Origin of the sequence: Streptomyces katrae, from assembly GCF_000717655.1 — a bacterium.
Classification (GTDB): Bacteria; Actinomycetota; Actinomycetes; order Streptomycetales; family Streptomycetaceae; genus Streptomyces; species Streptomyces katrae_B.
Map to the genome: position 1 here is coordinate 20863 of NZ_JNZY01000007.1, position 26112 is coordinate 46974.

The 26112-nt window shown below is 72.2% G+C and carries 27 protein-coding genes and 1 tRNA gene; 13 read left to right on the forward strand and 15 right to left on the reverse strand.

The genetic code is table 11. From position 1 onward, the window contains the following. Window positions 1-22: 22 nt before the first annotated feature. A complete protein-coding gene (locus IF09_RS0110510; RefSeq protein WP_030294262.1) occupies window positions 23-628 on the forward strand; it encodes a TetR/AcrR family transcriptional regulator in 606 nt (201 codons plus the stop codon). 28 nt (window positions 629-656) lie between these two features. Here IF09_RS0110510 and IF09_RS0110515 read toward each other — a convergent pair whose 3' ends face one another. The 8 genes from IF09_RS0110515 to IF09_RS0110550 all read right to left on the reverse strand — a co-directional run bounded on the left by IF09_RS0110515 (window position 657) and on the right by IF09_RS0110550 (window position 7121). Then, on the reverse strand, window positions 657-1856 hold the full coding sequence (locus tag IF09_RS0110515) for a S8 family peptidase (protein ID WP_030294264.1): 1200 nt from the start codon (window positions 1854-1856) through the stop codon (window positions 657-659). Between the two features lie 189 nt (window positions 1857-2045). Continuing rightward, complete coding sequence (locus IF09_RS0110520; protein ID WP_030294265.1) at window positions 2046-3275, reverse strand: acyl-CoA dehydrogenase family protein; 1230 nt, start codon at window positions 3273-3275, stop codon at window positions 2046-2048. A gap of 9 nt (window positions 3276-3284) precedes the next feature. Beyond that, window positions 3285-4328, reverse strand: a complete 1044-nt coding sequence (locus tag IF09_RS0110525) for a phosphotransferase family protein (RefSeq protein ID WP_030294267.1) — start codon at window positions 4326-4328, stop codon at window positions 3285-3287. Window positions 4329-4460: 132 nt separating this feature from the next. Then, a complete protein-coding gene (locus tag IF09_RS0110530; protein WP_030294269.1) occupies window positions 4461-5372 on the reverse strand; it encodes an MBL fold metallo-hydrolase in 912 nt (303 codons plus the stop codon). Window positions 5373-5491: 119 nt separating this feature from the next. Further along, on the reverse strand, window positions 5492-5788 hold the full coding sequence (locus IF09_RS0110535; RefSeq protein ID WP_030294271.1) for a hypothetical protein: 297 nt from the start codon (window positions 5786-5788) through the stop codon (window positions 5492-5494). 83 nt (window positions 5789-5871) lie between these two features. Beyond that, window positions 5872-6195, reverse strand: a complete 324-nt coding sequence (locus tag IF09_RS0110540; protein WP_030294272.1) for a DUF202 domain-containing protein — start codon at window positions 6193-6195, stop codon at window positions 5872-5874. Continuing rightward, entirely contained in the window at window positions 6192-6590 is a 399-nt protein-coding gene (locus IF09_RS0110545) for a YidH family protein (protein ID WP_030294274.1), read from the reverse strand. Before IF09_RS0110545 ends, IF09_RS0110540 begins: the two co-directional genes overlap by 4 nt. A 9-nt stretch (window positions 6591-6599) precedes the next feature. Further along, the gene (locus IF09_RS0110550) at window positions 6600-7121 is read right to left on the reverse strand and encodes an NUDIX hydrolase (protein ID WP_030294275.1); all 522 of its coding nucleotides are present in this window, start codon (window positions 7119-7121) and stop codon (window positions 6600-6602) included. An 85-nt stretch (window positions 7122-7206) separates the two neighbouring features. On the opposite strand from IF09_RS0110550, the gene IF09_RS0110555 reads away from it, so the two are divergent. Together IF09_RS0110555 and IF09_RS0110560 are read left to right on the forward strand one after the other, a co-directional pair. Beyond that, window positions 7207-8862, forward strand: coding sequence for an FAD-binding dehydrogenase (locus IF09_RS0110555; protein WP_030294277.1), 1656 nt, complete (start codon window positions 7207-7209; stop codon window positions 8860-8862). A 195-nt stretch (window positions 8863-9057) separates the two neighbouring features. After that, the gene (locus IF09_RS0110560) at window positions 9058-9318 is read left to right on the forward strand and encodes a hypothetical protein (protein ID WP_030294279.1); all 261 of its coding nucleotides are present in this window, start codon (window positions 9058-9060) and stop codon (window positions 9316-9318) included. 28 nt (window positions 9319-9346) lie between these two features. On the opposite strand, the gene IF09_RS0110565 is transcribed toward IF09_RS0110560, so the two are convergent. After that, window positions 9347-9778, reverse strand: coding sequence for an ASCH domain-containing protein (locus IF09_RS0110565; protein WP_030294280.1), 432 nt, complete (start codon window positions 9776-9778; stop codon window positions 9347-9349). A gap of 193 nt (window positions 9779-9971) precedes the next feature. Here IF09_RS0110565 and IF09_RS0110570 point away from each other — a divergent pair, with 193 nt between their 5' ends. From IF09_RS0110570 to IF09_RS0110580, 3 genes are all read left to right on the forward strand, one after another. Continuing rightward, window positions 9972-10919 carry a hypothetical protein gene (locus IF09_RS0110570; RefSeq protein WP_030294282.1) on the forward strand — a complete coding sequence of 316 codons (948 nt, stop codon included), beginning with the start codon at window positions 9972-9974 and terminating at the stop codon, window positions 10917-10919. Window positions 10920-11040: 121 nt separating this feature from the next. Beyond that, window positions 11041-12585 carry an APC family permease gene (locus IF09_RS0110575; RefSeq protein ID WP_030294284.1) on the forward strand — a complete coding sequence of 515 codons (1545 nt, stop codon included), beginning with the start codon at window positions 11041-11043 and terminating at the stop codon, window positions 12583-12585. A 217-nt stretch (window positions 12586-12802) separates the two neighbouring features. After that, window positions 12803-14239: an amino acid permease gene (locus tag IF09_RS0110580; protein WP_030294286.1), complete on the forward strand. Its 1437-nt coding sequence runs from the start codon at window positions 12803-12805 to the stop codon at window positions 14237-14239. 56 nt (window positions 14240-14295) lie between these two features. Here the strand turns inward: IF09_RS0110580 and IF09_RS0110585 are convergent, their stop codons facing one another. Beyond that, window positions 14296-14658, reverse strand: coding sequence for a zinc ribbon domain-containing protein YjdM (locus IF09_RS0110585; RefSeq protein ID WP_030294288.1), 363 nt, complete (start codon window positions 14656-14658; stop codon window positions 14296-14298). Between the two features lie 94 nt (window positions 14659-14752). Continuing rightward, window positions 14753-14837, reverse strand: a tRNA-Leu gene (locus IF09_RS0110590). A 169-nt stretch (window positions 14838-15006) separates the two neighbouring features. Between IF09_RS0110590 and IF09_RS0110595 the strand changes: the two genes are divergently transcribed. The 3 genes from IF09_RS0110595 to IF09_RS46320 all read left to right on the forward strand — a co-directional run bounded on the left by IF09_RS0110595 (window position 15007) and on the right by IF09_RS46320 (window position 17562). After that, window positions 15007-16332 carry a M20/M25/M40 family metallo-hydrolase gene (locus tag IF09_RS0110595; protein WP_030294289.1) on the forward strand — a complete coding sequence of 442 codons (1326 nt, stop codon included), beginning with the start codon at window positions 15007-15009 and terminating at the stop codon, window positions 16330-16332. Window positions 16333-16462: 130 nt separating this feature from the next. Continuing rightward, entirely contained in the window at window positions 16463-16696 is a 234-nt protein-coding gene (locus IF09_RS0110600) for a chaplin (protein WP_030294291.1), read from the forward strand. A 98-nt stretch (window positions 16697-16794) separates the two neighbouring features. Beyond that, entirely contained in the window at window positions 16795-17562 is a 768-nt protein-coding gene (locus IF09_RS46320) for a chaplin family protein (RefSeq protein ID WP_234320953.1), read from the forward strand. 49 nt (window positions 17563-17611) lie between these two features. Here IF09_RS46320 and IF09_RS0110610 read toward each other — a convergent pair whose 3' ends face one another. Then, window positions 17612-17800 (reverse strand): DUF5703 family protein, encoded by a 189-nt coding sequence (locus tag IF09_RS0110610; protein WP_030294295.1) that lies wholly within the window; start codon window positions 17798-17800, stop codon window positions 17612-17614. A 47-nt stretch (window positions 17801-17847) separates the two neighbouring features. Between IF09_RS0110610 and IF09_RS0110615 the strand changes: the two genes are divergently transcribed. Next, complete coding sequence (locus IF09_RS0110615) at window positions 17848-18522, forward strand: hypothetical protein (RefSeq protein ID WP_051832328.1); 675 nt, start codon at window positions 17848-17850, stop codon at window positions 18520-18522. Window positions 18523-18589: 67 nt separating this feature from the next. Here the strand turns inward: IF09_RS0110615 and IF09_RS0110620 are convergent, their stop codons facing one another. Together IF09_RS0110620 and IF09_RS0110625 are read right to left on the reverse strand one after the other, a co-directional pair. Beyond that, window positions 18590-21013, reverse strand: coding sequence for an ATP-dependent DNA helicase (locus IF09_RS0110620; protein WP_051832329.1), 2424 nt, complete (start codon window positions 21011-21013; stop codon window positions 18590-18592). Next, the gene (locus IF09_RS0110625) at window positions 21010-22002 is read right to left on the reverse strand and encodes an aldo/keto reductase (RefSeq protein WP_030294301.1); all 993 of its coding nucleotides are present in this window, start codon (window positions 22000-22002) and stop codon (window positions 21010-21012) included. Before IF09_RS0110625 ends, IF09_RS0110620 begins: the two co-directional genes overlap by 4 nt. A 109-nt stretch (window positions 22003-22111) precedes the next feature. Between IF09_RS0110625 and IF09_RS0110630 the strand changes: the two genes are divergently transcribed. Together IF09_RS0110630 and IF09_RS0110635 are read left to right on the forward strand one after the other, a co-directional pair. After that, window positions 22112-23161, forward strand: coding sequence for an LLM class F420-dependent oxidoreductase (locus IF09_RS0110630; protein ID WP_030294302.1), 1050 nt, complete (start codon window positions 22112-22114; stop codon window positions 23159-23161). A gap of 198 nt (window positions 23162-23359) precedes the next feature. Then, complete coding sequence (locus IF09_RS0110635) at window positions 23360-24148, forward strand: ferritin-like domain-containing protein (protein WP_030294303.1); 789 nt, start codon at window positions 23360-23362, stop codon at window positions 24146-24148. A gap of 12 nt (window positions 24149-24160) precedes the next feature. On the opposite strand, the gene IF09_RS0110640 is transcribed toward IF09_RS0110635, so the two are convergent. Next, window positions 24161-25153, reverse strand: coding sequence for a magnesium and cobalt transport protein CorA (locus IF09_RS0110640; RefSeq protein WP_030294305.1), 993 nt, complete (start codon window positions 25151-25153; stop codon window positions 24161-24163). An 81-nt stretch (window positions 25154-25234) separates the two neighbouring features. Here IF09_RS0110640 and IF09_RS0110645 point away from each other — a divergent pair, with 81 nt between their 5' ends. Next, a complete protein-coding gene (locus IF09_RS0110645) occupies window positions 25235-25972 on the forward strand; it encodes a histidine phosphatase family protein (RefSeq protein WP_030294306.1) in 738 nt (245 codons plus the stop codon). Window positions 25973-26112 lie beyond the last annotated feature (140 nt).

Genomic DNA, 26112 nt, shown 5'->3' on the forward strand with positions numbered 1-26112 from the left:
CAGGGAAGGGAAGGTCAGCGCCATGGCTGCCAGGACCACGGAGCCCGAAGGCACGCACGAAGCCCCGGTGCCGCAGCGGCTGCTGGCCGTCGCCACCCGGCTGTTCGCCGAGCGCGGCTACGACCGCACCTCCGTACAGGAGATCGTCGAGGCGGCCGGGGTCACCAAGGGTGCGCTCTACCACTACTTCGGGTCCAAGGACGACCTGCTCCACGAGGTGTACGCGCGGATGCTGCGCCTCCAGCAGCAGCGCCTGGACGCCGTGGCCGATTCCGATGCCCCGGTCGAGGAGCGGCTGCGCGCCGCGGCCGCCGACGTGGTGGTCACCACCATCGAGAACCTCGACGACGCGGCGATCTTCTTCCGGTCGATGCACCAGCTCAGCCCGGAGAAGTTCAAGCAGGTACGGGCGGAGCGCCGGCGCTATCACGAGCGCTTCCGGGCGCTGGTCGAGGAAGGCCAGCGCACCGGAGTGTTCTCCACTGCCACGCCCGCGGACCTGGTGGTGGACTACCACTTCGGCTCCGTCCACCACCTGTCCACCTGGTACCGCACGGACGGCCCGCTCACGCCGCAGCAGGTCGCCGATCACCTCGCCGACCTGCTGCTGCGCGCGCTGCGACCGTAGGAGAGCGGTCAGTGCGTCCGGTCTCCCGTTACGGGGCGACCTTCAGCAGCTTGTTCGCCGTGCCCGGGGACGGGTTGCTCACCGCGCCCGCCGTGGCCGCGCCCGTCAGCGCCGCGGCCGTCTGCGCCGGGGTCGAGGACGGGTGGGCGGCCAGGTAGACCGCCGCGGCGCCCACCACGTGCGGGGTGGCCATGGACGTGCCCGAGATGGTCTTCGTACCGGTGTCGCTGTCGTTCCAGGCGGACGTGATGTCCGAACCCGGCGCGTACAGGTCGACCACGGAGCCGAAGTTGGAGAACGAGGACTGCTCGTCGCCGATGGTGCTCGACGCGACGGTGATCGCCTCCGGAACCCGTGCGGGGGAGCCCTTTCCGGCGTCGGCCGACTCGTTGCCCGCCGCCACGGCGAAGGTGACGCCCGAGGCGATGGCCCGGCGAACCGCCTCGTCCAGTGCCTCGTCCGCGCCGCCGCCCAGGCTCATGTTGGCCACCGAGGGCCCCGAATGGTGCTGGGTGACCCAGTCGATCCCGGCGACCACCTGCTCGGTGGTGCCGGAGCCGTTGTCGTCCAGCACCCGCACCGCGACCAGCTTCGCCTTCTTGGCGACGCCGTGCGCGGTCCCCGCGATGGTGCCCGCCACGTGCGTGCCGTGGCCGTTGCCGTCGTCGGCGCTGTCGTCGTTGTCCACCGCGTCGAAGCCGGACGTCGCGCGGCCGCCGAAGTCCTTGTGCGTCGTGCGTATGCCGGTGTCGATGACGTACGCCGTCACGCCCTCGCCGGCACCGTCGGGGTAGCTGTACTTCTTGTCGCCCGCCTTGGCCGTCTGGTCGATCCGGTCCAGACCCCATGAAGGCGGGTTGTCCTGAGTGGCGTTGATGGTGAACTTCTTGTTCTGCACGACCTTGCCGACGGCCGGGTCCGCGGCGAGCCGCTTGGCCTCGGTCTCGCTCAGGCCCGCGGCCGAGAAGCCGTTGACCCCGGAGCTGTAGGAGCGCTTCAGCTCGCCTCCGTACTTCTTGGCCAGCTGTTCCTTGTTCGCGGATGCGTCGAGTATGACGACGTAGCTTCCGCTGATCGCGCCGGGCGCGCCCAGTCCGTAGACCGTGCCCTCGGCCGGTGTCGCCGCCCCCGCGAAGGGGGAGGCGAGCAGGGTCACGGCGGCCGCTGTGGCGGCTCCCGCGCCGACTGCCGCGTACCGGAAACCGCGCGAACGCTTGTGAGTTGCCATCTGGAGGGTTCTCCTCATGTTGACGTGTGGGGCGTCAAACCTTCTGGAGAACCCTGATCCGATTGACAGGCGCAAATCAAGAACGCCTCGGCGTGGCGCGGTTGTTCAACAAGGTTTCTTAAAAGGCCTCCCGCATCGCCTTCACTTCGCACATGGGTTCATGCGAACTCCCGCACGATTCCTACACGTTCAGGGGCGACCCGCGTACTTCTTCAACTCCCGGTGCGCCAGCGAACGCTGGTGCACCTCGTCCGGTCCGTCCGCCAGCCGCAGCGTCCGCGCCGCCGCCCACAGTTCGGCGAGCGGGAAGTCCTGGCTCACCCCGCCCGCGCCGTGCAACTGCACAGCGTCGTCCAGGATCCGCACCACCGCCCGCGGGGTCGCGATCTTGATGGCCTGGATCTCGGTGTGCGCACCCCGGTTGCCGACCGTGTCCATCAGCCAGGCCGTCTTCAGGACCAGCAGCCGCAGCTGCTCCACCGTGACCCGGGCGTCCGCGATCCAGTTCTGTACGACGCCCTGCGCGGCCAGCTCCTTGCCGAAGGCCGTACGCCCCACCGCGCGTCGGCACATCAGCTCGATGGCCCGCTCCGCCATGCCGATCAGCCGCATGCAGTGGTGGATCCGGCCCGGGCCGAGCCGGGCCTGGGCGATCGCGAAGCCGGTGCCCTCCTCGCCGATCAGGTTCGCGGCCGGGACCCGGGCCCCGTCGAAGACCACCTCGGCGTGGCCGCCGTGGTCGTGGTCCTCGTAGCCGTACACCGTCATCGCCCGGCGCACCTCGACGCCCGGGGTGTCCCGCGGGACCAGGATCATCGACTGCTGGCGGCGCGGGTCGGAGCCCTCCGGGTCCGTCTTGCCCATGACGATGAAGATCTTGCAGTCCGGGTTCATGGCCCCGGAGATGAACCACTTGCGGCCGGTGACCACGTATGCGTCACCGCTCGCCGAACGCTCGATCCGGGTCTCGATGTTCGTCGCGTCCGAGGAGGCCACCTCGGGCTCGGTCATCGCGAAGGCGGACCGGATCTCGCCGGCCAGCAGCGGCTCGAGCCACTGCTTCTTCTGCTCCTCGTTGCCGAACTGCGCGAGCAGTTCCATGTTCCCGGTGTCCGGTGCCGCGCAGTTGGTCGCCATCGGCGCCAGGTGCGGGCTTCGGCCGGTGATCTCGGCGAGCGGGGCGTACTGCAGGTTGGTCAGCCCGGCGCCGTGCTCCGCATCGGGCAAGAAGAGGTTCCACAGGCCCTGACGGCGCGCCTCGGCCTTCAGCTCACCGAAGACGGCCGGGGTGTCCCAGGGCGAGGCCAGCCGCGCGCGCTGCTCGGCGGCGACGGGCTCCGCCGGGTACACGTACTCGTCCATGAACGCGAGGAGCCGTGCACGGAGTTCCTCGGTCCGGGCGTCGAATGCGAAGTCCATGGGTGTGTCTCAGCCTTCCTGGAGGGTGGTCAGACCGTGCTCGATGAAGACCGGGACCAGCTCGCCGATCCGGTCGAAGCCCGCGCCCACCGTCTGCCCGAGCGTGTAGCGGTAGTGGATGCCCTCGAGGATCACCGCGAGCTTGAACCAGGCGAAGGCCGTGTACCAGGCGATCGCGCCGGTGTCCCGGCCGGAGCGGGCGGCGTACCTCTCGATCAGCTCGGCCGGCGCCGGATGGCCGGGGGCGCCGCTCGTCGTGCTGACCGGGGAATCGGTCAGCCCCAGGTCCGAGCTGTACATCACCAGCAGCCCGAGGTCGGTCAGCGGATCGCCGAGCGTGGACATCTCCCAGTCCAGCACCGCCCGGATCGTGTCGTCCGGGCCGCCGATCAGCACGTTGTCCAGCCGGAAGTCGCCGTGCACGACGGTCGGGGCGGGGGAGTCGGGCAGGGCGCGGCCGAGCGCGCCGTGCAGCTCGTCGATGCCCGCGAGCTCGCGCCCCCGGGAGGCCGCGAGCTGCTTGCCCCAGCGGCGCAGCTGGCGGTCGAGGAAGCCCTCGGGCCGGCCGAAGTCGCCCAGGCCCACCGCCTCCGGGTCCACCGCGTGCAGGTCGACCAGCGTGTCGACGAGGCCCAGGACCGCCCGGCGGGTGCGCTCGGGGCCGATCGCGGCCAGCTGCCCGGCCGTCCGGTACGGCACCCCGTCCACGTACTCCATGACGTAGAACGGCGCCCCGAGGACCGACTCGTCCTCGCACAGCAGCACCGGCTCCGGCACCGGCACGGCCGTACCGTGCAGCGCCCGGATCACCCGGTGCTCGCGCCGCATGTCGTGCGCCGTCGCCAGGACGTGGCCGAGCGGCGGGCGGCGCACCACCCAGCGGCCGGTGCCGTCGGTGACCTCGTACGTGAGGTTCGAGCGGCCGCCTTCGATCAGCCGGCCGCGCAGCTCCCCGGCCACGAGCCCCGGCCGCGCCCGGTCGAGATGACCGCGCAGCCGCTCCAGATCGAGGCCCTTGGGGCCGGCTGAAGCGGACGCTGACGCTGAGGTCATGGTGCGCACCTCCGTGCGGAGTGGACGAGGACGAGCGAACGAGAGCCATCATGCCGACCAGTCGGTATGTCGTCCAGTGCGCAGGGCCCACGAGTACGGGCCGCAGGCGATCCCCCGGCCCGTACTCGTGGCTCACGCGTGACAGAGGATCGGCGTCCCGCCGTTCATCACCGTCATGTCCTGGAGCACCGCCAGTATGTTCAGCGGCGCCCCTTCCGGCTCGCCGGCCAGCTCCGCGTACGCCCGGTGCAGGTTCGCCACCAGCCGCTCGCTCTCCCGCCACGCCCCGAACTCGCCGAGATCGGCCTCGCGCGCCACCTCCAGCGGGGTCAGCCCCTTCTCCCTGCCCTCCCGGGCGAGTTCGGCCACGTACTGCAGATAGCGCTCGGTCGCCTCGTACGCGGACGGGTCCGTCAACGGCCCGTGGCCCGGTACGACGGTCTCCGCGCCGAGCGAGCGCAGCAGCTCCAGCGCCCGCAGCGAACCGGCCAGCGAGCCCATCGCGAGGAACGGCGTGCCCTCGGCGAAGACCAGGTCACCGGTGAACACGGTCCGCTGCCGGGGCAGGAACACGATCGAGTCCCCGGTGGTGTGTGCGACGCCCGGGTGGATGACCTGGACCTCCGTATCGCCCAGGTGCAGGGTCGTCCGGTCGTTGTACGTGAGGTCGGGCGGAGTGATCTCGATCGCACCGAAGTCGGTCGCCGGCCAGATCATCTCCAGCTGGTGACCGGCGGCGAGCTGCTCGGTGCGCGCGTTGTCGTGCCCGAGGACCAGGGCCTCGGGGGCGAAGACGCCGTTGCCGTACGTGTGGTCGCCGTGGTGGTGGGTGTTGACCAGCGTGCGCGGCAACGGCACCCCGGCCGACACGACCGCCTCGCGCAGGGCCCGTGCCCGCCGCTCGGTGGCCGCCGTGTCGATGAGAAGGGTCCGGCCGCCGTCGCTCACGAAGCCGGCGTTGTTGAGGCACCAGCCGCCGTCCGGCTGGACGTAGGCGTACACCCCGCTCACGGGCTGGACGAGGTACGGCTCTTCGGCGGTCATCTGCTCTCCCCGGGTCGCTCTGACAAGCGCTCGGCATCCTGCCAGTCGTGGCGGCGCCGGGGGAGAGCGGGGCCGGTCGGTACGGCTCCGGCGGCGGTCAGCGGTGCACCACCGGTCCGTCAGTGGTCGTCGTAGTGGCCGTCGTGCTCGGCGTGCCGGTGCCCGTCGTGCACGTAGTCCACGTGGTCGCCGTGCTGCACGGCCTCGTGCCCGCAGGCCGGTCCGTGGGCGTGGTCGTGCGCCTCGTGGGCGGTGTGCCCCGACGGCTCGCATTCGTCCCAGTGCCCGGAGTGCTCGCGGTGCAGATGGCCGTCGTGGGCGTAGTCGACGTGGTCGCCGTGGGACACCTCGGTGTGGCCGCAGTCGGGGCCGTGGGTGTGCTCGTGGGTCAGGTGTTCCTGGTGCATGGTCGTCATGGCGCCGAGGCTAATGCGGGACACCCCTTATCGCCTGTTATGTTCCAAGTGGCGCGAACAAGCCGGATCATCGGACCAGCCGCTCAGAAGATGACCGCCACCGCGAAGACCGACAGCGCCACCGTGCACGCCACCGCCGCCAGCGCCGACCGCGGTGCGAGCCCCGGCGGCCGGGCCGCCGCCAGCTGCCGCATCCGCCGGTGCGCGAGCCCCAGGAACGCCAGCCAGATCAGCACGATCACCGCCGCCCCGACAACCTCCACCGGCGAGCCCGAACCGCGCAGCGCCTGCCGCAGCGCCAGCACCGCCGTCACCGAGCACGCGAGCGTCGTACGCCGCCACGCGAGCCGGGTCCGCTCGGGCTGCAGGCCCGCGTCGCGCTCCGCCGCCGCACCGGAGGGCGTCACTGCCCGCTCGTCCAGCCCAACAGCACCACCAGCACCATCGACACCGCGACCAGCCCCACCCCCAGGCTCAGCACCACCGGGAACCGGGACAGCGGCAGATCCTCGCCCCGCCGCATCGCGCGCTCGCACTTCACCCAGTGGTTCACCGCCCGCAGCGCACAGGCCGCACCCACCACGAGCAGGGCGAGGGACATCCCGACCCGCACCCCCCAGCGCAGGTCCGGCAGGAACTGGTCCACCGCGAAACCGCCGCCCACCAGGGCGAGCGCGGTCCGGATCCAGGCCAGGAAGGTCCGCTCGTTGGCCAGCGAGAACCGGTAGTCGGGAGTCTCGCCCTCGTCCCTCACCCGCTGCGGCGCGAACCAGAGGCGCACGTCCTTGACGAAGTCGATCACCTGATCAATCTACTGGCCGGACTCCCGGTGCGCGCGCAGTCGCCGGTAGGCCTCCAGCCCGTCCGGCACCCACTCCCACGCGCCGTCCGTGACCCGTTGCGCCAGCTCCTCCTCGGAGAGCCAGGCGTGCCAGGCGACCTCCGACTCCTGCGGCCGCACCGGCAGATCGCAGCGCACCTCGTGCACGTACGACCACCAGGCCCCGCCCGGCCCCTCGTACAGGAACTTGAACAGCGGCACCGGCTGCGCCAGCCCCTGCACGCCCAGCTCCTCCTCGGCCTCCCGCAGGGCCGCCTGCGCGTAGCTCTCCCCGGCGCCCAGCACCCCGCCCACGAACATGTCGCAGGCCGAGGGGAACACCAGCTTCGAGGCCGTCCGCCGGTGCACGAAGACCCGCCCCTGCGCATCCCTGACCTGTACGAAAACACACCGGTGGAGCAGCCCGCCCGCGTACACCTCGCCCCGCGGCGCCTGCCCCGTCACCCGGTCGTCACGGTCCACCACGTCCAGTACTTCGTCAGCAGCACTCACACGGCTCATCCAACCACCGCTGTTGACTGGTTACCGCTCCGTAGCCAAGGATCTGCCCCACCACCGACCGGAGGACGGGTTCGCCATGACGTACGACGCAGACGTGATCGTGATCGGGGCGGGGCTCGCGGGCCTGGCGGCCACCGCCGAGCTCGTCGACGCGGGCCGCAAGGTCATCCTCCTCGACCAGGAGCCCGAGCAGTCGATCGGCGGTCAGGCGCACTGGTCCTTCGGCGGGCTGTTCTTCGTCGACTCGCCCGAACAGCGGCGGCTGCGGATCAAGGACAGCCGCGAGCTCGCCCTCCAGGACTGGCAGGGCACCGCCGGCTTCGACCGCGACGAGGACGCCTGGCCCCGCCGCTGGGCCGAGGCGTACGTCGACTTCGCGGCCGGCGAGAAGCGGCCCTGGCTGCACGCCCAGGGCGTCCGCTTCTTCCCGGTGGTCGGCTGGGCCGAACGCGGCGGCTACGACGCGAACGGCCACGGCAACTCCGTCCCCCGCTTCCACATCACCTGGGGCACCGGGCCCGGCCTGGTCGAACCCTTCGAGCGGCGGGTCCGCGCCGGGGTGGCCCGCGGCCTGGTCCAGCTCCGGTTCCGCCACCGGGTCACCGGGCTCGCCCGGACGGCCGGCGTCCTCGACACCGTCACGGGCGAGATCCTGGAGCCCTCCGACGCCGTACGGGGCACCGCGAGCGGTCGCGAGAGCACCGGGGCGTTCTCCCTCCGGGCCCAGGCGGTGATCGTGACCAGCGGTGGGATCGGCGGCAACCACGACCTCGTACGCGAGCAGTGGCCGGCCCGGCTCGGCACCCCGCCGCAGCGGATGCTCTCCGGGGTCCCCGCGCACGTGGACGGCCTGATGCTGGGCATCGCCGAGGAGGCCGGCGCCAGCCACATCAACAAGGACCGGATGTGGCACTACACCGAGGGCATCGAGAACTGGAACCCGATCTGGGCGCGGCACGGCATCCGCATCCTGCCCGGCCCGTCCTCGCTCTGGCTGGACGCCACAGGCAAGCGGCTGCCCGTACCGCTCTTCCCCGGCTTCGACACCCTCGGCACCCTCGACCACATCATGAAGACCGGCCACGACCACACGTGGTTCGTCCTCAACGAGCGCATCATCGGCAAGGAGTTCGCCCTCTCCGGCTCCGAGCAGAACCCCGACCTCACCGGCAGGTCGGTCCGCGACGTCATCAACCGCGCGCGGCTGGCCGTCCCCGGCCCGGTCCGGGCCTTCATGGACAACGGCGCGGACTTCGTCGTCGAACGCGACCTCGGCTCGCTGGTGCGCGGCATGAACGCGGTCACCAAGGAGGACCTGCTCGACGAGGCGACCGTCCGCCGGGAGATCGTGGCCCGGGACCGGGAGGTCGCCAACCCGTTCACCAAGGACCTCCAGGTGACGGCCATCCACGGCGCCCGCAAGTACCTCGGCGACAAACTGATCCGCACCGCCGCCCCGCACCGGATCCTCGACCCCGGTGCGGGCCCGCTGATCGCCGTACGGCTCTCCATCCTGACCCGCAAGTCCCTGGGCGGCCTGGAGACCGACCTGTCCTCCCGCGTCCTCACCGCAACCGGCGACCCGCTGCCGGGCTTGTACGCGGCCGGCGAGGCGGCCGGCTTCGGCGGCGGCGGGGTCCACGGCTACCGCGCCCTGGAGGGCACCTTCCTCGGCGGCTGCATCTTCTCGGGCCGCGCGGCGGGTCGCGCCGCAGCCGAGGCGGTGGACTGAGGCGGACAGCGGCCCTCCCATCGGCCGGGGGCGGGCGGACGTGCGGGTGCCGGTGGCTTGCTCTAGCGTCGGAAGGGCGGGGGTGACCGTTGCGTGAGCCGATGGCCCCCCGGAGTGCCCGCTCCGCGCCGCCCCCGCCCGCGGTCCGGCGCACGCGCGGATCGCGTGACCGACCGAGAGAGCAGGTGCATCCGCATGCGTCCGTCGGCACGTATCCCCAGCATCCTGGCCGGTCTGGTCCTCGCCGCCGGCGCCCCCGTCGCCGCCCCGGCCGCCCCCACCAGCGTCCAGGACTGCGAGCAGTACATCGTGAAGCACGGCAAGCAGGTCACGGACGCCGCCGGGCAGGCCTGTTACGAGGGCGCGATCGGCAACCAGACCAGCTGCGCCGCGAGCCTTCAGGAAGCAGGCCTCTCCGCGGACGTTGCGGACGGGGCCTGCCGCGCGGCCCGCTAGGGCGTCTCGGCGCTACGGCGCTACGGCGTCAGGGCGTCTCCAGGCGTTCGACGACCCGGAAGCGTTCTGCGACGACCATCGTGTCGTCGGCCACCGTGAACTCCGGGTCGCCGAGCAGCTCGCGGATCTCCGGCCCGTGCCAGAACCGCTCGTGGGAAACGCGCCATTCGGCGACGGACGCGTATCCCTCGCCCTCGTCCAGGGCGTGCCGGAGGTCCACCTCCGCGAGCGGCAGAACGCGTACGTCCGTCACCTCCAGGACGGCCACCGGACGTTCAGCGGAGTCCATGACCGCCATCCGCCCGCCCACCAGCGGCAGGGGGTCGCCCGTGACCTCGTACTCGGTCAGCAATCCGGTCGTCGTGGTCTTCGCGCCGCTCAGCACCGCTGCCACCAGGCTGTCGCGCAGCGGCCCCGGGAAGGCGAACAGGGCCGGCGGGAGATCGTCGTACGTGGTCATGGGCCCACCCTAGGCAGGGCCCGCGGCGCTTGCGAGCAAGTTGTTGCACACCAACTAGCGTCATGTACATACCAGTTGAAACGCGCCACGCAGTGGACTGGACCTTGACGCGGAGCTGTGCCTACCGCTTTGCTGTGCGTGATCATTCAGCCAACCGTCCGCCCGCGCCCGTGTCCTGGAGGGAATCCCGCGGATGTCCCCGCCTCCGCCGCCCCTCGGCCGCGCCCGCAAGCGGGACGCCCAGCTCTTCGACCCGGCCCTCTGCGACACCGAGCTGGTCGACGTGCGCACCCAGTTCACCCAGGGCCGCTGGGCCAGGGCCCGCTCCCTCCTCGTCGCCACCGGCGACGACTGGGACCGCCGCGGCCACCGCGTCGTCGTCCTCGCCGAGACCCCGGCGGCCACCGCCTGGGCCCGCGAATGGCTGCTCGCCGAACCCGACAGCGCCGACGCCGCCACCCTGCTCGCCTGCGCCGCCGTCTTCACCGCGCTGCGCCGCAAGGGCACGCCCGAGGACGCCGAACAGGCTTGCCGCCGGGCCGCCGCCCTGCTCCCCGCCGACCCGACCCCCTGGCTGGGGCTGCTCATGCTCTCCCGGGCCTTCGGCACCGAGGAGGAGTTCAGCCGCCACTTCGACCAGGTCCGGGCCCGCCACCGCGAGCACCACCACGCCCACCACCTGATGGTCGCCAGGCTGGCCGAGCACACCCCCGGCGCCGGCCACGACCCGCTCCACGAGGTCTACGACTTCGCCGCCTGGGCCGCCGAGGAGTCCCCGGCCGACTCCCCGCTCGCCGTCCTGCCCGTCATCGCCCATGCCGAGCGCTACCGGGTGCTCGCCGCCGCCGAGGGCGGCACCCCCGACGGGGCCGCCGCCCACTGGTCGAACCGCCGCGCCCGCCAGGTGCTGCGCTCCGCCTTCGACTGGTGGCTCGAATGGGAACGAGAGGACCACCCCCGCAACCGGGTCGACCTCAACTTCCTGGCCCACGCCAAGCTCTGCGAGGGCCGCCCGGCCGAGGCCGCCGCCCTCTTCCACCGCATCGGCAGCCACGCCACGCCCGCCCCCTGGTCCTATCCGGACCTCGACCCGCACAAGGCCTTCCTCGCCGCCCGCAGCGCCGCACTCGGCACGGCCTGACGCGCACCCCGCTCGACCGCACCCCCGCTCGACCGATCGCTGCTCGACCGAACGCTGCTCCACGGCACCCCGCTCCTCAGCACTCCGCTCCGCTCGACCTTCCCCGAAAGGACACCCCGCCATGGCGACGGGCAGATCCACCACGCTCAGCACCGCGCCCGAGATCCGCACCTACAAGGGCCAGGACCGCGCCCTGCGCGCCGACCGCCTCGGCACCGCCGGCCTGCTGCTCTCCGTACTGGCGGCCAGCGCACCCCTGATGGTGGTCGCCGGCGTGATGCCCACCACCTTCGGCGTCATGGGCATCGTCGGCCAGCCGCTGCTGTTCGTGATCCTCGGCATCGTCCTCGCGCTCTTCAGCATCGGCTACGCCGAGATGAGCCGGCACGTCCACAACGCCGGCGCCTTCTACGCGTACATCGCCCGCGGCCTCGGCCCCACGGCGGGCGCCGGCGCCTCGTTCGTCGCCCTCGTCGCGTACAGCGCGATGCAGGTCGGCGTCTACGGCATCCTCGGCTTCGAGGTCTCCGGCCTCTTCGCCACCTACCTGAAGACCGACGTGGCCTGGTGGATACCTGCCCTCGTCGCCGTCGCCGTGACCGGCGCGCTCGGCTGGCTCAAGATCGACCTCAACGCCCGCGTCCTCGGCGTCCTCCTCCTCATCGAGTGCGCCCTCGTCGTCGTCTTCGACATCGCCGCCCTCGGCGACCCCGGCCCCGAAGGCCTCTCGCTGCACGCCTTCGACCCCCAGACCCTCGGCGGCGCCGGACTCGGCACGGCCCTGTGCTTCTGCATCGCCGCCTTCGTCGGCTTCGAGCAGTCCCCGGTCTACGCCGAGGAGACCAGCAAGCCCCACATCGTCGTCTCCCGCGTGATGTTCCTCGCCGTCGGCTTCGTCGCTCTCTTCTTCGCGTTCAGCGCCTGGGCCCTCACCGTCGCCACCGGCCCCTCCGAGGTCGTCAAGACCTCCGCCGAAGCCGGCCCCGGCCTGCTCTTCCAGCTCACCGAGGGCCGCCTCGGCAGCACCTTCACCGACGTCCTGCACGTCCTCTTCGTGACCGGCATGTTCGCCGCCATGCTCAGCTTCCACAACGTGGTCGCCCGCTACGCCTTCGCCATGGGCCGCGAGGGCCTGCTCCCGGCCGCCTTCGGCCGGACCAGCGCGGGCACCGGCGCCCCCGCCACCGGCTCCCTCCTGCAGACCGTCATCGCCACCCTCGTCGTCCTCGCCTTCGCCTTCACCGACGACCAGCCCGCCGGCGACCCCACCGCGCCCGTTCTGCACCTGTTCACCTGGATGGGCAGCGTCGGCGCCCTGGGCGTGACCCTTCTCATGGCCGCCGCCTCCTTCGCCGTCATCGCCTTCTTCGTCCGCCGCGGCACCGCCGGCGCCCAGGTCTGGCGGCTCGTCGCGGCCGGCGCCGCCGGAGTCGCCCTGCTCGGCATCGCCGGGTACACGGTGAAGGACTTCGGCGTCCTGGTCGGTGCAGAGCAGGGCTCCGCGCTCAACTGGCTCCTGCCCGGGATCATCGGCGCCGCCGTCGTGGGAGGGCTGCTGTACGGGGTCGTCCTGCAGCGCAGCCGCCCCGAGGTGCACGCCCGCATCGGCCTCGGGAACGAGGCCTTCCGCCTCGACCAGGCCGCGGAGGCCGCTCCCCACGACTGACCCCCACCGCCTCGCTTTCGAGCTCGTACGAAGCCCCCGGCACCTGTTTCCATGGTCGCCGGGGGCTTCTGTGCGAGGAGGGCGGGTTTTGGCCAGGGCGCGGGCTCATGGTCTCCTGTGTCGACAAAACCATCCGACGGCGCACAGGTGACACCACCCAGCTCCCCTGCGCGGCGGCCCGGACCTGCCTGTCCCACCCACGAAGGCGAAGTCCTACATGAGTGACCGCACCTTGACCGAGGCCCCGGCCCCGGCGTCCTCCCGCCACGTCGACGCCGGTGACGAGGGCTACAGCAAGGACCTCAAGTCCCGCCACATCAACATGATCGCGATCGGCGGGGCGATAGGCACCGGCCTGTTCCTCGGCGCCGGCGGCCGGCTCGCCAACGCGGGCCCCTCCCTCGCGATCGCCTACGCGGTGTGCGGCATCTTCGCCTTCTTCGTCGTCCGGGCCCTGGGCGAGCTCGTGCTCTACCGGCCCTCCTCCGGCGCTTTCGTCTCGTACGCGCGCGAGTTCATGGGGGAGAAGGGCGCCTACACGGCCGGCTGGCTGTACTTCCTGAACTGGTCCACGACCACCGTGGCCGACATCACGGCCGCCGCGACCTACGCGCACTTCTGGTCCATGTTCACGAGCGTCCCGCAGTGGGTCCTCGCCCTGATCGCCCTCGCCGTGGTCCTCACCGCGAACCTGATCTCGGTGAAGTACTTCGGCGAGATGGAGTTCTGGTTCTCCCTCGTCAAGGTCGCCGCCCTGGCGATCTTCCTGGTCGTCGCGATCTACCTCGTCGCCACCAGCCACGACATCGGCGGCCACACCCCGGGCCTGTCCACCATCACCGACAACGGCGGCATTTTCCCGTCCGGGGTCCTGCCGATGCTCCTGGTGGTCCAGGGCGTCGTCTTCGCGTACGCCTCCGTCGAACTGTGCGGCGTCGCCGCGGGCGAGACCGAGAACCCCGAGAAGATCATGCCGAAGGCGATCAACTCGATCATGTGGCGCGTCGGCCTCTTCTACGTCGGCTCCGTCGTCCTGCTCGCGATGCTGCTGCCGTACACCGCGTACTCCGGCGACCAGAGCCCCTTCGTCACCGTCTTCGACAAGCTCGGCATCCCCGGCACCGCCGGCATCATGAACCTGGTCGTGCTGACCGCGGCGCTCTCCAGCCTGAACTCCGGCCTCTACTCCACCGGCCGCATCCTGCGCTCGATGGCCATGTCCGGCTCCGCGCCGAAGTTCACCGGCCTCATGAACAAGGGCAAGGTCCCCTACGGCGGTGTCCTGTTCACCGCCGCCTTCGGCCTCGCCGGCGTCGGCCTGAACGCCTGGATGCCGAAGGACGCCTTCGAGCTCGTCCTGAACTTCGCCTCGCTGGGCATCCTCGGCACCTGGGGGATGGTCATGATCTGCTCGCTGTTCTTCTGGCGCCGCGCGCAGGAGGGCAGCCTCCAGCGCCCGTCCTACCGCCTGCCCTGGGCCCCGTACACGCAGATCGTCACGCTGGTGTTCCTGCTCACCGTGCTGGTCCTGATGTGGTGCGACGGCGGCGTCGGCCGCACCACGGTCCTGTGCGTCCCCGCCATCGGAGCCGCGCTCGTCGGCGGCTGGTTCCTGGTCCGCCGCCGCGTGGCGGAGATCGCCGCGAACCGCTGACGGCCACGTCGTGAACGCAGAAGGACCCCGCCCGAGGCGGGGTCCTTCTCGTCGTTTCAGGCCTTCTTGACCACGCTGGACTTCAGCTGCATGGCACCGAAGCCCTCGATCCGGCAGTCGATGTCGTGGCCGTCCACGCCGTCGATGAGCCGGATGTTGCGCACCTTCGTGCCCGCCTTGATCCCGGACGGGCTGCCCTTGACCTTGAGCGCCTTGACCACGGTCACGCTGTCGCCGTCGCTCAGCACGTTGCCGACGGCGTCCTTCACGATCCGCTCCCCGGAACCGGAGGCCCCGTCCTGCTCACCGCCCTCGGCGGGAACCCATTCGTGGCCGCACTCGGGGCACACCACGAGGGCGTTCATCTCATAGGTGTACTCACAGGAGCATTTAGGGCAAGGGGGAAGGTTCTCGATCACGCCTTCAGGGTAGCCCGCCCCGGAACGGGCCGGAGGAACGCGGAGAACGCCCCCAACGCGAAGAACCCCACCGAAGTGGGGTTCTCGCTCTGTGTGTCCGAGGGGGGACTTGAACCCCCACGCCCGATAAAGGGCACTAGCACCTCAAGCTAGCGCGTCTGCCATTCCGCCACCCGGACAAGGTGTCTGTCTCGCGTCCCTCGCGGGCCGTTCCGACGTGGAAAACATTACCAAACATTCCGGGGCCCTCGATCACGCCCCCCGACGGCCGGGGATCGCCCTTGGGGAGAGCCGTCCCACGCGCGAGGATGGGGAGGCAGTCGGCACCGATCAGTGGGAGGAAGCAGCGTGAGCGAGTCGAGCGCGGGCAGGACCGTCTCCGGCGAGGACGAGGTCGTCGACCTCTGCCGGGACCTCATCCGGATCGACACCAGCAACTACGGAGACCACTCCGGCCCCGGCGAGCGCAAGGCGGCCGAGTGGGTCGCGGAGAAGCTCGCAGAGGTCGGGCTGGAGCCGCAGATCTTCGAATCCCACAAGGGGCGCGCCTCGACCGTCGCGCGCATCGAGGGGGAGGACCCGTCGAGGCCGGCGCTGCTGATCCACGGGCACACCGACGTCGTGCCGGCGAACGCCGCCGACTGGACGTACGACCCCTTCGCCGGCGAGATCGCCGACGGCTGCGTGTGGGGCCGCGGCGCCGTCGACATGAAGGACATGGACGCGATGACGCTCGCCGTCGTACGCGACCGGCTGCGCAGCGGCCGCAAGCCCCCGCGGGACATCGTGCTGGCCTTCCTCGCCGACGAGGAGGCGGGCGGCGTGTACGGCGCCCGGCACCTCGTGGACAAGCACCCCGGGCTGTTCGAGGGGGTCACCGAGGCGATCGGCGAGGTCGGCGGCTTCTCGTTCACCGTCAACGAGAACCTGCGGCTGTACCTGGTGGAGACCGCCCAGAAGGGCATGCACTGGATGCGGCTCACGGTGGACGGCACCGCGGGGCACGGCTCGATGACGAACAACGACAACGCCATCACGGAGCTCTGCGAGGCCGTGGGCCGGCTCGGCCGCCACCAGTGGCCGGTCAGGGTCACCAAGACCGTACGGTCCTTCCTGGACGAGCTCTCCGACGCGCTCGGCACCCCGCTCGACCCGGACGACATGGACGCGACCCTGGCCAAGCTCGGCGGCATCGCCAAGATGGTCGGCGCGACGCTGCGGAACTCGGCCGCCCCGACCATGCTCGGCGCCGGCTACAAGGTGAACGTCATTCCCGGCCAGGCCACCGCGCACGTCGACGGCCGCTTCCTGCCCGGCTACGAGGACGAGTTCTTCGCCGACCTCGACCGCATCCTCGGCCCGCGCGTCAAGCGCGAGGACGTGCACGGGGACAAGGCCCTCGAGACGGACTTCGACGGGAAGCTCGTCGACGCCATGCAGGGCGCCCTCAAGGCCGAGGACCCGATCGCGCGGGCGGTCCCGTACATGCTGTCGGGCGGCACGGACGCCAAGTCCTTCGACGACCTCGGCATCCGCTGCTTCGGCTTCGCCCCGCTGCAGCTGCCGCCGGAGCTGGACTTCGCCGGGATGTTCCACGGGGTCGACGAGCGGGTGCCGGTCGACGGGCTCAAGTTCGGTGTGCGGGTGCTCGACCGATTCATTGACAACTGCTGAGAATCGGGAAGGTGTGCGTTTTCCACTGAGAAGAGTGAATGCGCTCATACGCTCGTAGCCCTGGTGATGCCTCCTCGTTACAGGTGGTGCGGTCCGCGGCTGGGACCGCATTTGCCAACTAGGAGGAACAATGTTCAAGAAGGTTGTCGCCGCTGCGGCTGCCACCGGTGGTCTGGTTCTCGCGGGTGCGGGCCTGGCCCACGCCGACGCGACTGCCCAGGGCGCGGCCATCGGGTCCCCCGGTGTCCTGTCCGGCAACGTCGTCCAGGTCCCGGTCCACGTGCCCGTGAACGTCTGCGGTAACACCGTCAACATCGTCGGCCTGCTGAACCCGGCCTTCGGCAACGCCTGCGTCAACGCCTGACGCGTCTGAAGTCTTGGGCCCCGGAGCGCATTCCAGCGCTCCGGGGCTGCCGGGCTTCAGGGCCCGGCCGTTCGTACACAGCAGGGGGATGACAACACATGCGACGCAAAGTACTGATCACCATGGCGGCCGCGGGAGGTGTGCTCGCGCTGGGTGGGGGTTACGCACACGCGGACTCCGGCGCTTCCGGCCATGCCGCGAACTCTCCGGGCATCCTGTCCGGGAACACCGTCCAGGCACCCGTGGATGTCCCGGTGAACGCCTGCGGCAATACCGTCTCGGTCGTGGGGCTGCTGAACCCGGCCTTCGGCAACCGCTGTTCGAACCACTCGGCCACACCGGACCACCACCCCGGTCACCCGGGACACCCGGGCAGTCCCGGCCAGCCGGGCGGGCCCGAGGTGCCTGACGAGCCGTGCGACGAGGACGAGCCGAACCACCCGGGCAACCCCGGCACGCCGGGTCACCCCGGACAGCCCGGCAACCCGGGTACGCCCGGCAATCCCGGACAGCCCGGCAATCCCGGAACTCCTGGCCACCCCGGCCAGCCCGGCACTCCGGGCACGCCCGGCAACCATGGCCAGCCTGGCACTCCGGGTACGCCCGGCACTCCGGGCACGCCCGGCAACCATGGCCAGCCCGGCACTCCGGGTACGCCCGGCTTGCCCGGTGGTCCCACCGGGCCCGGTACGGGCAGTGTCACGCCCGTGACCCACCCCGGCCAGGGGACCGGGATCGCGCCCGCTCAGCACGCGGGGCTCGCCGCCACCGGCGCAGGGGACGTCCTCGGCCTGGCCCTCCCGCTCGCCGCCGGCTCGCTGCTGGCCGGTGCCGTGCTCTACCGGCGCGCCCGCAACGCGGCCTGACCGGCGCCCGCACAGGCGCCTCTGACGCGGGCCCCGGCCGGGGCCCGCGTCACCAGGTCGCGCGGACCTGACGGATGATCCGCCGGCGCAGCCGCACACGACGGCTGCCGTCCCGGTACAGGGCCAGCCGGTCGAGTTCCCAGTTCCCGTACTCGGCATGGTCGGTGATCAGGCGGGTCGCCTCCTTGCGGGGCACACCGCGGGGCACGTACACGTCGACAAATTCGTATTCCGGCATCGCATCTATTGTGCGGGCAGAGCCCTGCTACGGATAGCGTCTGCACTATGTCTGATGCCGCTCTGCCCAGTGTTGCCGAGGTACGTGCCGCCGCCGAGGCGGTCAAGGCCGCGCTCGACCGTCACCTCGCCGCGGTCGAGAGCAGGATCGGGGACGAGGACCCTGCCGTCTACGCCGCTTTCAACGAACTCGCCGCCGCCGCGGAGGAGTACGACGAACTCCTCTACGACCGGTACGACGAGGTCACCCCCTTCGAGATCCCCACGCCCGAGGACGGTGTCCCGTACACCGGGCCCGCCGAGCCCGCCGCCTTCAGCGTGCTCATCCGCCGTGACTACGCCGTCGTCGAACCGCCGAGGCTGATCGCCCAGGCCGAGCGGGTCGCCGCGCACGACCGGGAGGCCGAGCTGGCCTTCGACGGCGGTACCGCCGGTGCGCTGGGCGTGCTCTTCGGGGAGTACGAGCCCGACGAGATCGCATCCCGCTACAAGGAGTTCGGCCTGGAGGAGGGGGACTCCACGCTCTGGATCGCGGCCTCGGAGGAGGCCGCGGATCCGGGGGAGTGGCTGGGCTCGCCCTTCGGGCACACCGATCCCCAGGACGTCCTGCACCGGTTCGACGTCAGCTCCGTGTTCGACGAGGAATCCGACGATTTCGACGACGAGGACGATGCGGAGGAAGCGGGCGGCCAGGCGGCGCAGCCCGGCCTGACCCCCGCCTGATCCCGGCCGGCGCCCAGGACACCGCGGCCCCCGACCCCGGCGGGGCGGGGGCCGCGGTGCGTGCCGGTCACTCCGGCTGGTCCTGGGCCGCGGCCGCGAGGGCGCGCAGGAGGCCGGTCAGCCGGGTCGTACGCGCCTTCGGCAGGACCTCCGCGACGGCGCGCGGCAGTGCCTGGTCGACGCCGTGCACCACGGACAGGTGCCGCTCGGCCCGGCCGAACGCCGTGTACACCCAGTCCCGGGAAAGGGCCTGGGCCGCGTCACCGGGCAGGACGACGACCACGGCCGGCCAGCGCGCACCGACCGCCTGGTGCGCCGTCACCGCCCAGCCGTGCCGCACCTGCGACTCCACCTGCTCCTTCGGTACGACGATCTGCGCGCCCGCGGCGTCCAGGTGCAGCCCCTGCGCGTCGGCCGACACGACCCGGGCCGCCGCCGCCCGCCCGGGCGAGGGCACGTGGACGACGCGGTCGCCGGGGTCGAAGCCGCCGAACCGGCCGGGGCCCGGGTTCAGCCGCTCCTTGAGGGCCGCGTTCAGCGCCCGGGTGCCCGCCGAGCCGCCGTGGCCCGGGGTGATCACCTGCACGGCGTCCGCCGGGATCCCGAAGGCGCGCGGCACCGACTCGGCCACCAGCTGCACCGCGCGGTGCACGGCCTCCCCGGCGTCGCGCACCGGGACGATGACGACCTCCTTGCCGGGGGCGTCGACCTGGTTCAGCTCCCCGATCCCGACCCCGGAGACCAGCTCGCCGATCGGGCCCGGGTCGGGGGTGCGGGAGACCAGCTGCGGGCAGGCCCGGGCCGCCAGGACATCGCCGAACACCCGCCCGGGCCCGGCGGATCCGAGCACCCCGGGGTCCCCGGACAGCACCAGCCGGGCCCCGTCCGGGACGGACTCGACGAGCGCGGCGGCGGTCTCCACGTCCAGCTGCGGGGCGTCGAGGACCACGAGCAGGTCCAGCGCGAACTGCCCGTCCGCGTCCCGCCCGGGCCCCTCCGTCCCGGCGAGCAGCCCGGCCACGGTGACGGCGCCCGGTACGGGGGTGTGCGCGGCCAGGCAGACGCGCAGGCCCAGGTCCCGGGCGGCCGCCAGCAGGGCCTGCGGCTCCGCGCGGGCGGCCTCGCCGCCGGTGTGGGTGACCAGGCCGTGGCCGGAGACGGCGCGGATCAGGTCGGCGCCGGGGCCGCCGGCGGCCTTCTCCCAGTCCGCCGGGTCGTCGAACGTGTTGGCCAGCCGGGCCAGGCCGTCGGCCAGGCTCTCCTCGGCGAGCGCGTACCCCTCGAGGCCGACGAGGACGCGTACGGGCTGCTCCTCGCCTTCGGCGACGGGCGGGCCGAGCGGTTCGTGAAAGACGAGGACGGCGCCCTCGCCGATGGCCTGCTCCAGGGAAGCGGCGGGGTCGGGGACGCCGTACTGGGCGAGGGCGGCCTCCAGGGTGGGGGCCTCCAGGGCGGTGTGCCCCTTGACCGCGGCCTGCTCCAGCAGCCAGCCCAGGAGGGCGGCGGCACGCCGTTCGTCGCCGGGGCCGGCCTCGGAGCCCAGCAGGGCCCGGGCGAAGCCGTCGGCCTGGGTGGGACGGACGCCGGACACGGCGAGGAGCCGCCAGGGGTCGTGCACGAGCTGCTCCGCGGCGTCTTCGCCGAGGGCGGTGGCGGCGGGCCCGGCCAGCGTCTCGGGGGCGCCGCCGCGGGCGAGTACGGCGCGCACGCCTTCGATGCCGGCGGCGGTGGGGGCGGGGGGCGGCGTGGGACGGGGAGCCGGTTGTGCGGCGGGGGCGGCGGGCTTGCGGGGCGCGGTCGGGGCTTCGTCGAAGTACACCGGGGAGGGCTTCTCCCCGCTCTCCACGGCCCGTACGGCGGCCAGCAGGTCGGCGGCCTTGCCGCTGAGCTTGGCTCCGGCGTCGACCGGTCCCTGCCGTTCCGCCTTGCGGCGGGCGATGCGCTCCCGCTCGATCCTCTGGGCGGCCAACTCGGCCTCCGCCTCGCTGAGCGCGGGCGCCGCCTCGCCCTTCCCGGCGGTGGAGCCAGCCTCCGCGGCGCCGCCGTCGGCCCCCGGCTCCACCGAGTGGCTTTGAGCCACCTGATCCGCATCGGGCTCCGGCTCGGCCGGATCGTCCTGGCCCGACTGATCCGCGCCGGGCTCGGGCTCGGCGGCGGGGGGCCGGTCGGTGTGCGGTTCGCCGGGGGTGGGCCCTGCGGGGGTTTCCCCCGCCCCGCCCGTTCCCGAAACCGCGGGCTCCGCCCCCGGACTCCCGACCCCGCTCCCGGCTCCGCCGGAGGCGGCCGCTTCCGCGCCGCCGGGGTTGCTCCCGGCTTCGCCGGATCCGGCCGCCGTGTCGGCCGGACCCGGCGCCCCCACCCCGCTTCCGGCTCCGCCGGAGGCGGCCGCCCCGTCGGTGGGCTGCGGGGGCTCCGTGGGGGCGGTCGCCTCGGGACGGGGGCCGGGGGTGGCCGGGTCCTCCGCGGATGCGGCTCGGCGGTCCGTGCTCACAGGGTGCTCCAGTCGTGGTCGGGGTAGCGGTGCACCGGCGCCGACACATCGTCCAGCGCCCGGCAGATCTCCTCGGGAAGGGTAAGGGGCTCCACCGACAATGCCTCGCTGAGCTGCGCGGACGTCCGCGCGCCGACGATCGGCGCGACCACTCCGGGCCGGTCCCGGATCCATGCCAGGGCCACCTGCAGCGGGGTCACGGCCAGGCCCTGGGCCGCCGTCGCCACCGCGTCCACGATGCGGCTCGCCGCGTCGTCCAGGTACGGGTCCACGAAGCCCGCCATGGCCGGCGAGGCGCCCCGCGAGTCCGCCGGGGTGCCGCCCCGGTACTTGCCGGTCAGGACGCCGCGGCCCAGCGGGGAGGACGGGAGCAGCCCGACGCCGAGGTCCAGCGCCGCCGGGAGGACCTCGCGCTCCACGCCCCGCTGGAGCAGCGAGTACTCCATCTGCGTGGACGCCAGTCGCGTCCGCACCCCCGGCGCGGCGAGCTGCCAGGTCGCCGCCTTGGCCAGCTGCCAGCCGCTGAAGCCCGACACCCCCGCATACCGGACCCGGCCGCTGCTCACCGCCAGGTCCAGCGCCTGGAGGGTCTCCTCCAGCGGGGTCCCCGGGTCGAAGGCGTGGACCTGCCAGAGGTCCACGTAATCCGTGCCCAGGCGGGCCAGCGAGTCGTCCAGCGCCGACAGGAGATGGCCGCGCGAGCCGTTGAACCGGCGGTCCGGGTCCCGTACGGAGCCCGACTTGGTGGCGATCACCAGGTCCTGACGGGGGACCAGCCCGCCCACCAGCTGCCCCAGGAGGTACTCCGCCTCACCGCCCCCGTACACGTCGGCGGTGTCGACGAGCGTGCCGCCCGCCTCCCAGAACGTCTTCAACTGCTCGGCAGCGCCCGACTCGTCCGGCCCCTCCGCGGAACGGCCCCAGGTCAGGGTGCCGAGGCCGATCCGGGACACGCGCAGTCCGGTGCGGCCGAGATGCCTCTGCTCCATGACCGCTGAGACTACTGGGGCGCTGACGCGGGGAGCCCTGGCGCGCTACAGTCCCCCGCAGACCCACGTTACTGATCGGTAAACCGGCAACACCGTAAGGGGACGACACATGCGGCTCGGCATCAATCTCGGCTACTGGGGCGCTGGCATGGACGCCGACAACCTCGCCGTGGCCCAGGAGGCGGACCGTCTCGGCTACGACGTCTGCTGGGCCGCGGAGGCCTACGGCTCCGACGCCCCGACCGTGCTCGCCTGGGTCGCCGCCCAGACCGAGCGCATCGACGTCGGCTCCGCGATCCTGCAGATCCCGGCCCGCCAGCCCGCGATGACCGCCATGACCGCCGCCACCCTCGACTCCCTCACCAAGGGCCGCTTCCGGCTCGGCCTCGGCGTCTCCGGCCCCCAGGTCTCCGAGGGCTGGTACGGCGTCAAGTTCGACAAGCCGCTGGCCCGCACCCGGGAGTACGTGGAGATCGTCCGCAAGGCGATGACCCGCGAGCGCCTCAGTTACGAGGGCGAGCACTGGACCCTCCCGCTGCCCGGCGGCCCCGGCAAGCCGATCAAGCTCACCGTGCACCCCGAGCGCGAGCACATCCCGCTCTACATCGCCGCCATCGGGCCGAAGAACCTGGAGCAGACCGGCGAGATCGCCGACGGCGCCCTGCTCATCTTCCCCGCCGCCGAGCACCTGGAGGCCACCGCACTCACCCACATCCGGGCGGGCCGCGAGAAGGCCGGGCTCACCATGGACGGCTTCGACGTCTGCCCGACCGTGCCGCTGGCCGTCGGTGACGACGTGACCGCCCTCGCCGACATGTTCCGCCCGTACACGGCCCTGTACGTCGGCGGCATGGGCAGCCGCAAGCAGAACTTCTACAACCAGCTCGCCCGGCGCATGGGCTACGAGAAAGAAGCCGCCGAGATCCAGGACAAGTACCTGGCCGGCGACAAGACGGGCGCCGCCGCGGCCGTCCCGCACTCGCTGATCGACTCCACCACCCTGCTCGGCTCCGTCGAGCGGATCGCGGACGGGATGCGGGCCTACGCCGAGGCCGGGGTCACCACCCTCACGCTCGCCCCGGCCGGGTTCACGCTGGACGAGCGGATCACCGCCCTGCGGGCGGGCACGGAAGCCATGGAGCGCGCCGGCCTGGCGTAGGGGACCGGCAGAACCAGGAGAACGCCCTGCGGCCGTGGTGGGGGCTCGGGGGTCTTCCCCGCCACGGCCGACACACGCAACAACGCGGGCGGCACCCTTCGGGTTACGCCCGCGCACCGCCCCCTTCACATCGTTCATTCGGCCGATCAGCACGACCCATCGGTTGCCCGGTCCCCGGATCGGCCGTTGACTCGATGCATGCTCTCTGCCCGCAGCCTGTTCCAGGAGATCGTCGACAACGACGACTCGTTCCAGCTGTTCTGCTCCATCGCCGCCAGCGGGGAGTCCCAGGGCGGCTGGGAGAACGCCCGGATCGCGGCGCTGGTGCCCGACAGCATGCGCGAGCTGGCGCCCAAGATCACCCGGCACGGCGCCGACGAGGACAAGCACGGCCGGATCTTCCAGGCCCTGCTCCGCAAGCGCGGCCTGCCGCCCGTCCCCGTGCCGCCCGAGACCGACTACACGATGCTGCTGGAGCGGCGCGGCATCGGCCTCGCGCACGAGAAGCTGCGCCGGGCGGAGCCGCTGACCGAGCGGGACATCGTCGTCTACCTCTCGCACAGCCGGGTCACCGAACAGCGCGCCGCCGACCAGATGGTCATGCTCGTCCGGCAGTTCGGGGACCACCCCGAGGTCGGCAAGGCCATCCGCATGATCAGCCACGACGAGGAAAACCATCTGGCCTACTGCCACGAGGAGCTGCTCCACCTCGTACGCGAGGGGTACGGCCGGACCATCCAGCAGGTGCTGCGCGAAAGCGCCCTCGCCGAGATCTCCATCTACCGGGACGTGAGCCTCGCCGTCATGGACCACATGGGCCGGCTGCTGCACTGGCCCGCGCCCAAGGCGGCCGCGCTGGCCGCCGGGGTCCGCGGCATGTACGCGTACGAGCGCTTCGCCGGCTGGCACCGGATGATCAGCCTGAACCCGCCGGAGCGGCGCAACGCGCTGGGCGGCGCACCGGTCGGCGCACCCGAGTTCGTCTAGCCCCCGGGCCGGCTACAGCCAGCCGCGGGACTTGAACATGCGGTGCAGGCCCAGACAGACGCCCACCATCACCAGCACCACCACCGGATAGCCCCAGGACTGCCGCAGCTCCCACATGTGGTCGAAGTTCATCCCGTAGATCCCCGCCACCATCGTCGGGACGGCCGCCATCGCAGCCCAGGCCGAGATCTTGCGCATGTCGTCGTTCTGCCGGACGCCCATCTGCGCCAGGTGCGCCGCCAGCGCGTCCGACAGCAGCCGGTCCAGGCCCTCGATGTACTCGCTCGCCCTGGTCAGGTGGTCGGCGACGTCGCGGAAGAACGGCTGCGCGTGCTCGTGCACGAACGGCACGTTCCCGAAGGCGAGGCGTTCCATCGGCTGGAGCAGCGGGTTCGTCGCCCGGCGGAACTCCAGCACCTGCCGCTTGAAGCCGTAGATCCGGGCGGCGGTGTTCTTCGTGTCCGTGGCGTTCGGCGCGAAGACCTCGGCCTCCACCTCCTCCAGGTCGGCCTGGAGCTCGGCCGCGACCTCGATGTAGTGGTCGACCACCGCATCGGACACCGCGTACAGGACCGCTGTCGGGCCGTGCCGCAGGACCTCCGGCTCGTGCTCCAGCCGTTGGCGCACGGCGCTCAGCGCGGCCCCCTCGCCGTGCCGGACCGTGACCACGAAGGAGTCGCCGATGAAGAGCATCAGCTCGCCCGCGGTCACCGTGTCGGTGTCCTCGTCGTACATCACCGGCTTGAGGACGACGAACAGCGAGTCGTCGTACACCTCGAGCTTGGGGCGCTGGTGCGCCATCAGCGCGTCCTCCACCGCCAGCTTGTGCAGCCGGAACTCGTGGCTGACGTGCTCGAATTCCTCCTCCGTCGGCTCGTACATGCCGATCCAGAGGAAGGCGTCGCCGCTCGCCCGCGCCTCGTCGAGGGCGTCCGAGAGGTCCTCGGGCGCAGGGGAGCGGCGGCCGTCCCGGTACATGGCGCAGTCGACAATCACGAGGGGCATTCTCCCCTGCCCGCGCCCGGCCCGCACCCGACGGGCACCGCGCCCCCCTGCTCGCGGCCGACAGCACCTAGGCTTTGCGTCATGGCCACGCTGATCCTCGTACGACACGGGCGGTCCACCGCCAACACCGCAGGGCTGCTCGCCGGATGGACGCCGGGAGTGGCCCTCGACGAGCGCGGCGCCGAACAGGCGGCGGCGCTGCCCGGGCGGCTCGCCGCGGTGCCGCTCGCCGCAGCCGTCAGCAGCCCGCTGCAGCGCTGCCGGGAGACCCTCGCCCCGCTGCTCGCCGCGCGCCCGGAGCTGGCGCTGCACACCGACGACCGGATCGGCGAATGCCACTACGGCGACTGGTCGAACCGCAAACTCTCGGAGCTGGGCGATGAACCGCTGATGAAGATCGTCCAACAGCACCCCTCGGCCGCCGCCTTCCCGGGCGGGGAGTCCATGCGCGCCATGCAGGCGCGCGCCGTGGACGCCGTACGGGAGTGGAACGCGCGGATCGAAGAGGAGCACGGGAGCGACGCCGTCTTCCTCATGTGCTCGCACGGGGACGTCATCAAGTCCCTTGTCGCGGACGCCCTGGGCATGCACCTGGACCTCTTCCAGCGCATCCACGTGGACCCCTGCTCGGTCACGGCCGTCCGCTACACGCCGACACGCCCGTTCCTGCTCCGGCTCGGCGACACCGGGGACTTCGGCTCGCTCGCCCCGCGCCCGGCCCGTGCACCGGACGCGGCCGCGGCGGAAACGGAAACCTTCGAAAGCGCGACCGAAGACGGCGGGAACGCCGTCGTGGGGGGCGGCGCGGGCGCGGCGTGATCGAACGGCGCAGTAGGGTGGACTGGCCCGATCAAACGAGCACGGCGGGGCGAGCACGGCCCGCGAGCCCGCCGGAAGCCCAGCCAGAAGCACCGCCGCAAGAGCAGCCACACGCGTGCAGCCCTTCCCCTACCACCGAG

What these genes read in the sequence shown, in the direction of transcription:
- IF09_RS0110580 (WP_030294286.1), top strand. Translation starts at nt 12,803, where the DNA reads ATGAGTGACCGCACCTTGACCGAGGCCCCGGCCCCGGCGTCCTCCCGC.
- IF09_RS0110640 (WP_030294305.1), bottom strand. Translation starts at nt 25,153, where the DNA reads ATGCCCCTCGTGATTGTCGACTGCGCCATGTACCGGGACGGCCGCCGC.
- IF09_RS0110520 (WP_030294265.1), bottom strand. Translation starts at nt 3,275, where the DNA reads ATGGACTTCGCATTCGACGCCCGGACCGAGGAACTCCGTGCACGGCTC.
- IF09_RS0110565 (WP_030294280.1), bottom strand. Translation starts at nt 9,778, where the DNA reads ATGACCACGTACGACGATCTCCCGCCGGCCCTGTTCGCCTTCCCGGGG.
- IF09_RS0110600 (WP_030294291.1), top strand. Translation starts at nt 16,463, where the DNA reads ATGTTCAAGAAGGTTGTCGCCGCTGCGGCTGCCACCGGTGGTCTGGTT.
- IF09_RS0110515 (WP_030294264.1), bottom strand. Translation starts at nt 1,856, where the DNA reads ATGGCAACTCACAAGCGTTCGCGCGGTTTCCGGTACGCGGCAGTCGGC.
- IF09_RS0110575 (WP_030294284.1), top strand. Translation starts at nt 11,041, where the DNA reads ATGGCGACGGGCAGATCCACCACGCTCAGCACCGCGCCCGAGATCCGC.
- IF09_RS0110635 (WP_030294303.1), top strand. Translation starts at nt 23,360, where the DNA reads ATGCTCTCTGCCCGCAGCCTGTTCCAGGAGATCGTCGACAACGACGAC.
- IF09_RS0110535 (WP_030294271.1), bottom strand. Translation starts at nt 5,788, where the DNA reads ATGACGACCATGCACCAGGAACACCTGACCCACGAGCACACCCACGGC.
- IF09_RS0110645 (WP_030294306.1), top strand. Translation starts at nt 25,235, where the DNA reads ATGGCCACGCTGATCCTCGTACGACACGGGCGGTCCACCGCCAACACC.
- IF09_RS46320 (WP_234320953.1), top strand. Translation starts at nt 16,795, where the DNA reads ATGCGACGCAAAGTACTGATCACCATGGCGGCCGCGGGAGGTGTGCTC.
- IF09_RS0110630 (WP_030294302.1), top strand. Translation starts at nt 22,112, where the DNA reads ATGCGGCTCGGCATCAATCTCGGCTACTGGGGCGCTGGCATGGACGCC.
- IF09_RS0110610 (WP_030294295.1), bottom strand. Translation starts at nt 17,800, where the DNA reads ATGCCGGAATACGAATTTGTCGACGTGTACGTGCCCCGCGGTGTGCCC.
- IF09_RS0110510 (WP_030294262.1), top strand. Translation starts at nt 23, where the DNA reads ATGGCTGCCAGGACCACGGAGCCCGAAGGCACGCACGAAGCCCCGGTG.
- IF09_RS0110615 (WP_051832328.1), top strand. Translation starts at nt 17,848, where the DNA reads ATGTCTGATGCCGCTCTGCCCAGTGTTGCCGAGGTACGTGCCGCCGCC.
- IF09_RS0110525 (WP_030294267.1), bottom strand. Translation starts at nt 4,328, where the DNA reads ATGACCTCAGCGTCAGCGTCCGCTTCAGCCGGCCCCAAGGGCCTCGAT.
- IF09_RS0110570 (WP_030294282.1), top strand. Translation starts at nt 9,972, where the DNA reads ATGTCCCCGCCTCCGCCGCCCCTCGGCCGCGCCCGCAAGCGGGACGCC.
- IF09_RS0110530 (WP_030294269.1), bottom strand. Translation starts at nt 5,372, where the DNA reads ATGACCGCCGAAGAGCCGTACCTCGTCCAGCCCGTGAGCGGGGTGTAC.
- IF09_RS0110560 (WP_030294279.1), top strand. Translation starts at nt 9,058, where the DNA reads ATGCGTCCGTCGGCACGTATCCCCAGCATCCTGGCCGGTCTGGTCCTC.
- IF09_RS0110625 (WP_030294301.1), bottom strand. Translation starts at nt 22,002, where the DNA reads ATGGAGCAGAGGCATCTCGGCCGCACCGGACTGCGCGTGTCCCGGATC.
- IF09_RS0110555 (WP_030294277.1), top strand. Translation starts at nt 7,207, where the DNA reads ATGACGTACGACGCAGACGTGATCGTGATCGGGGCGGGGCTCGCGGGC.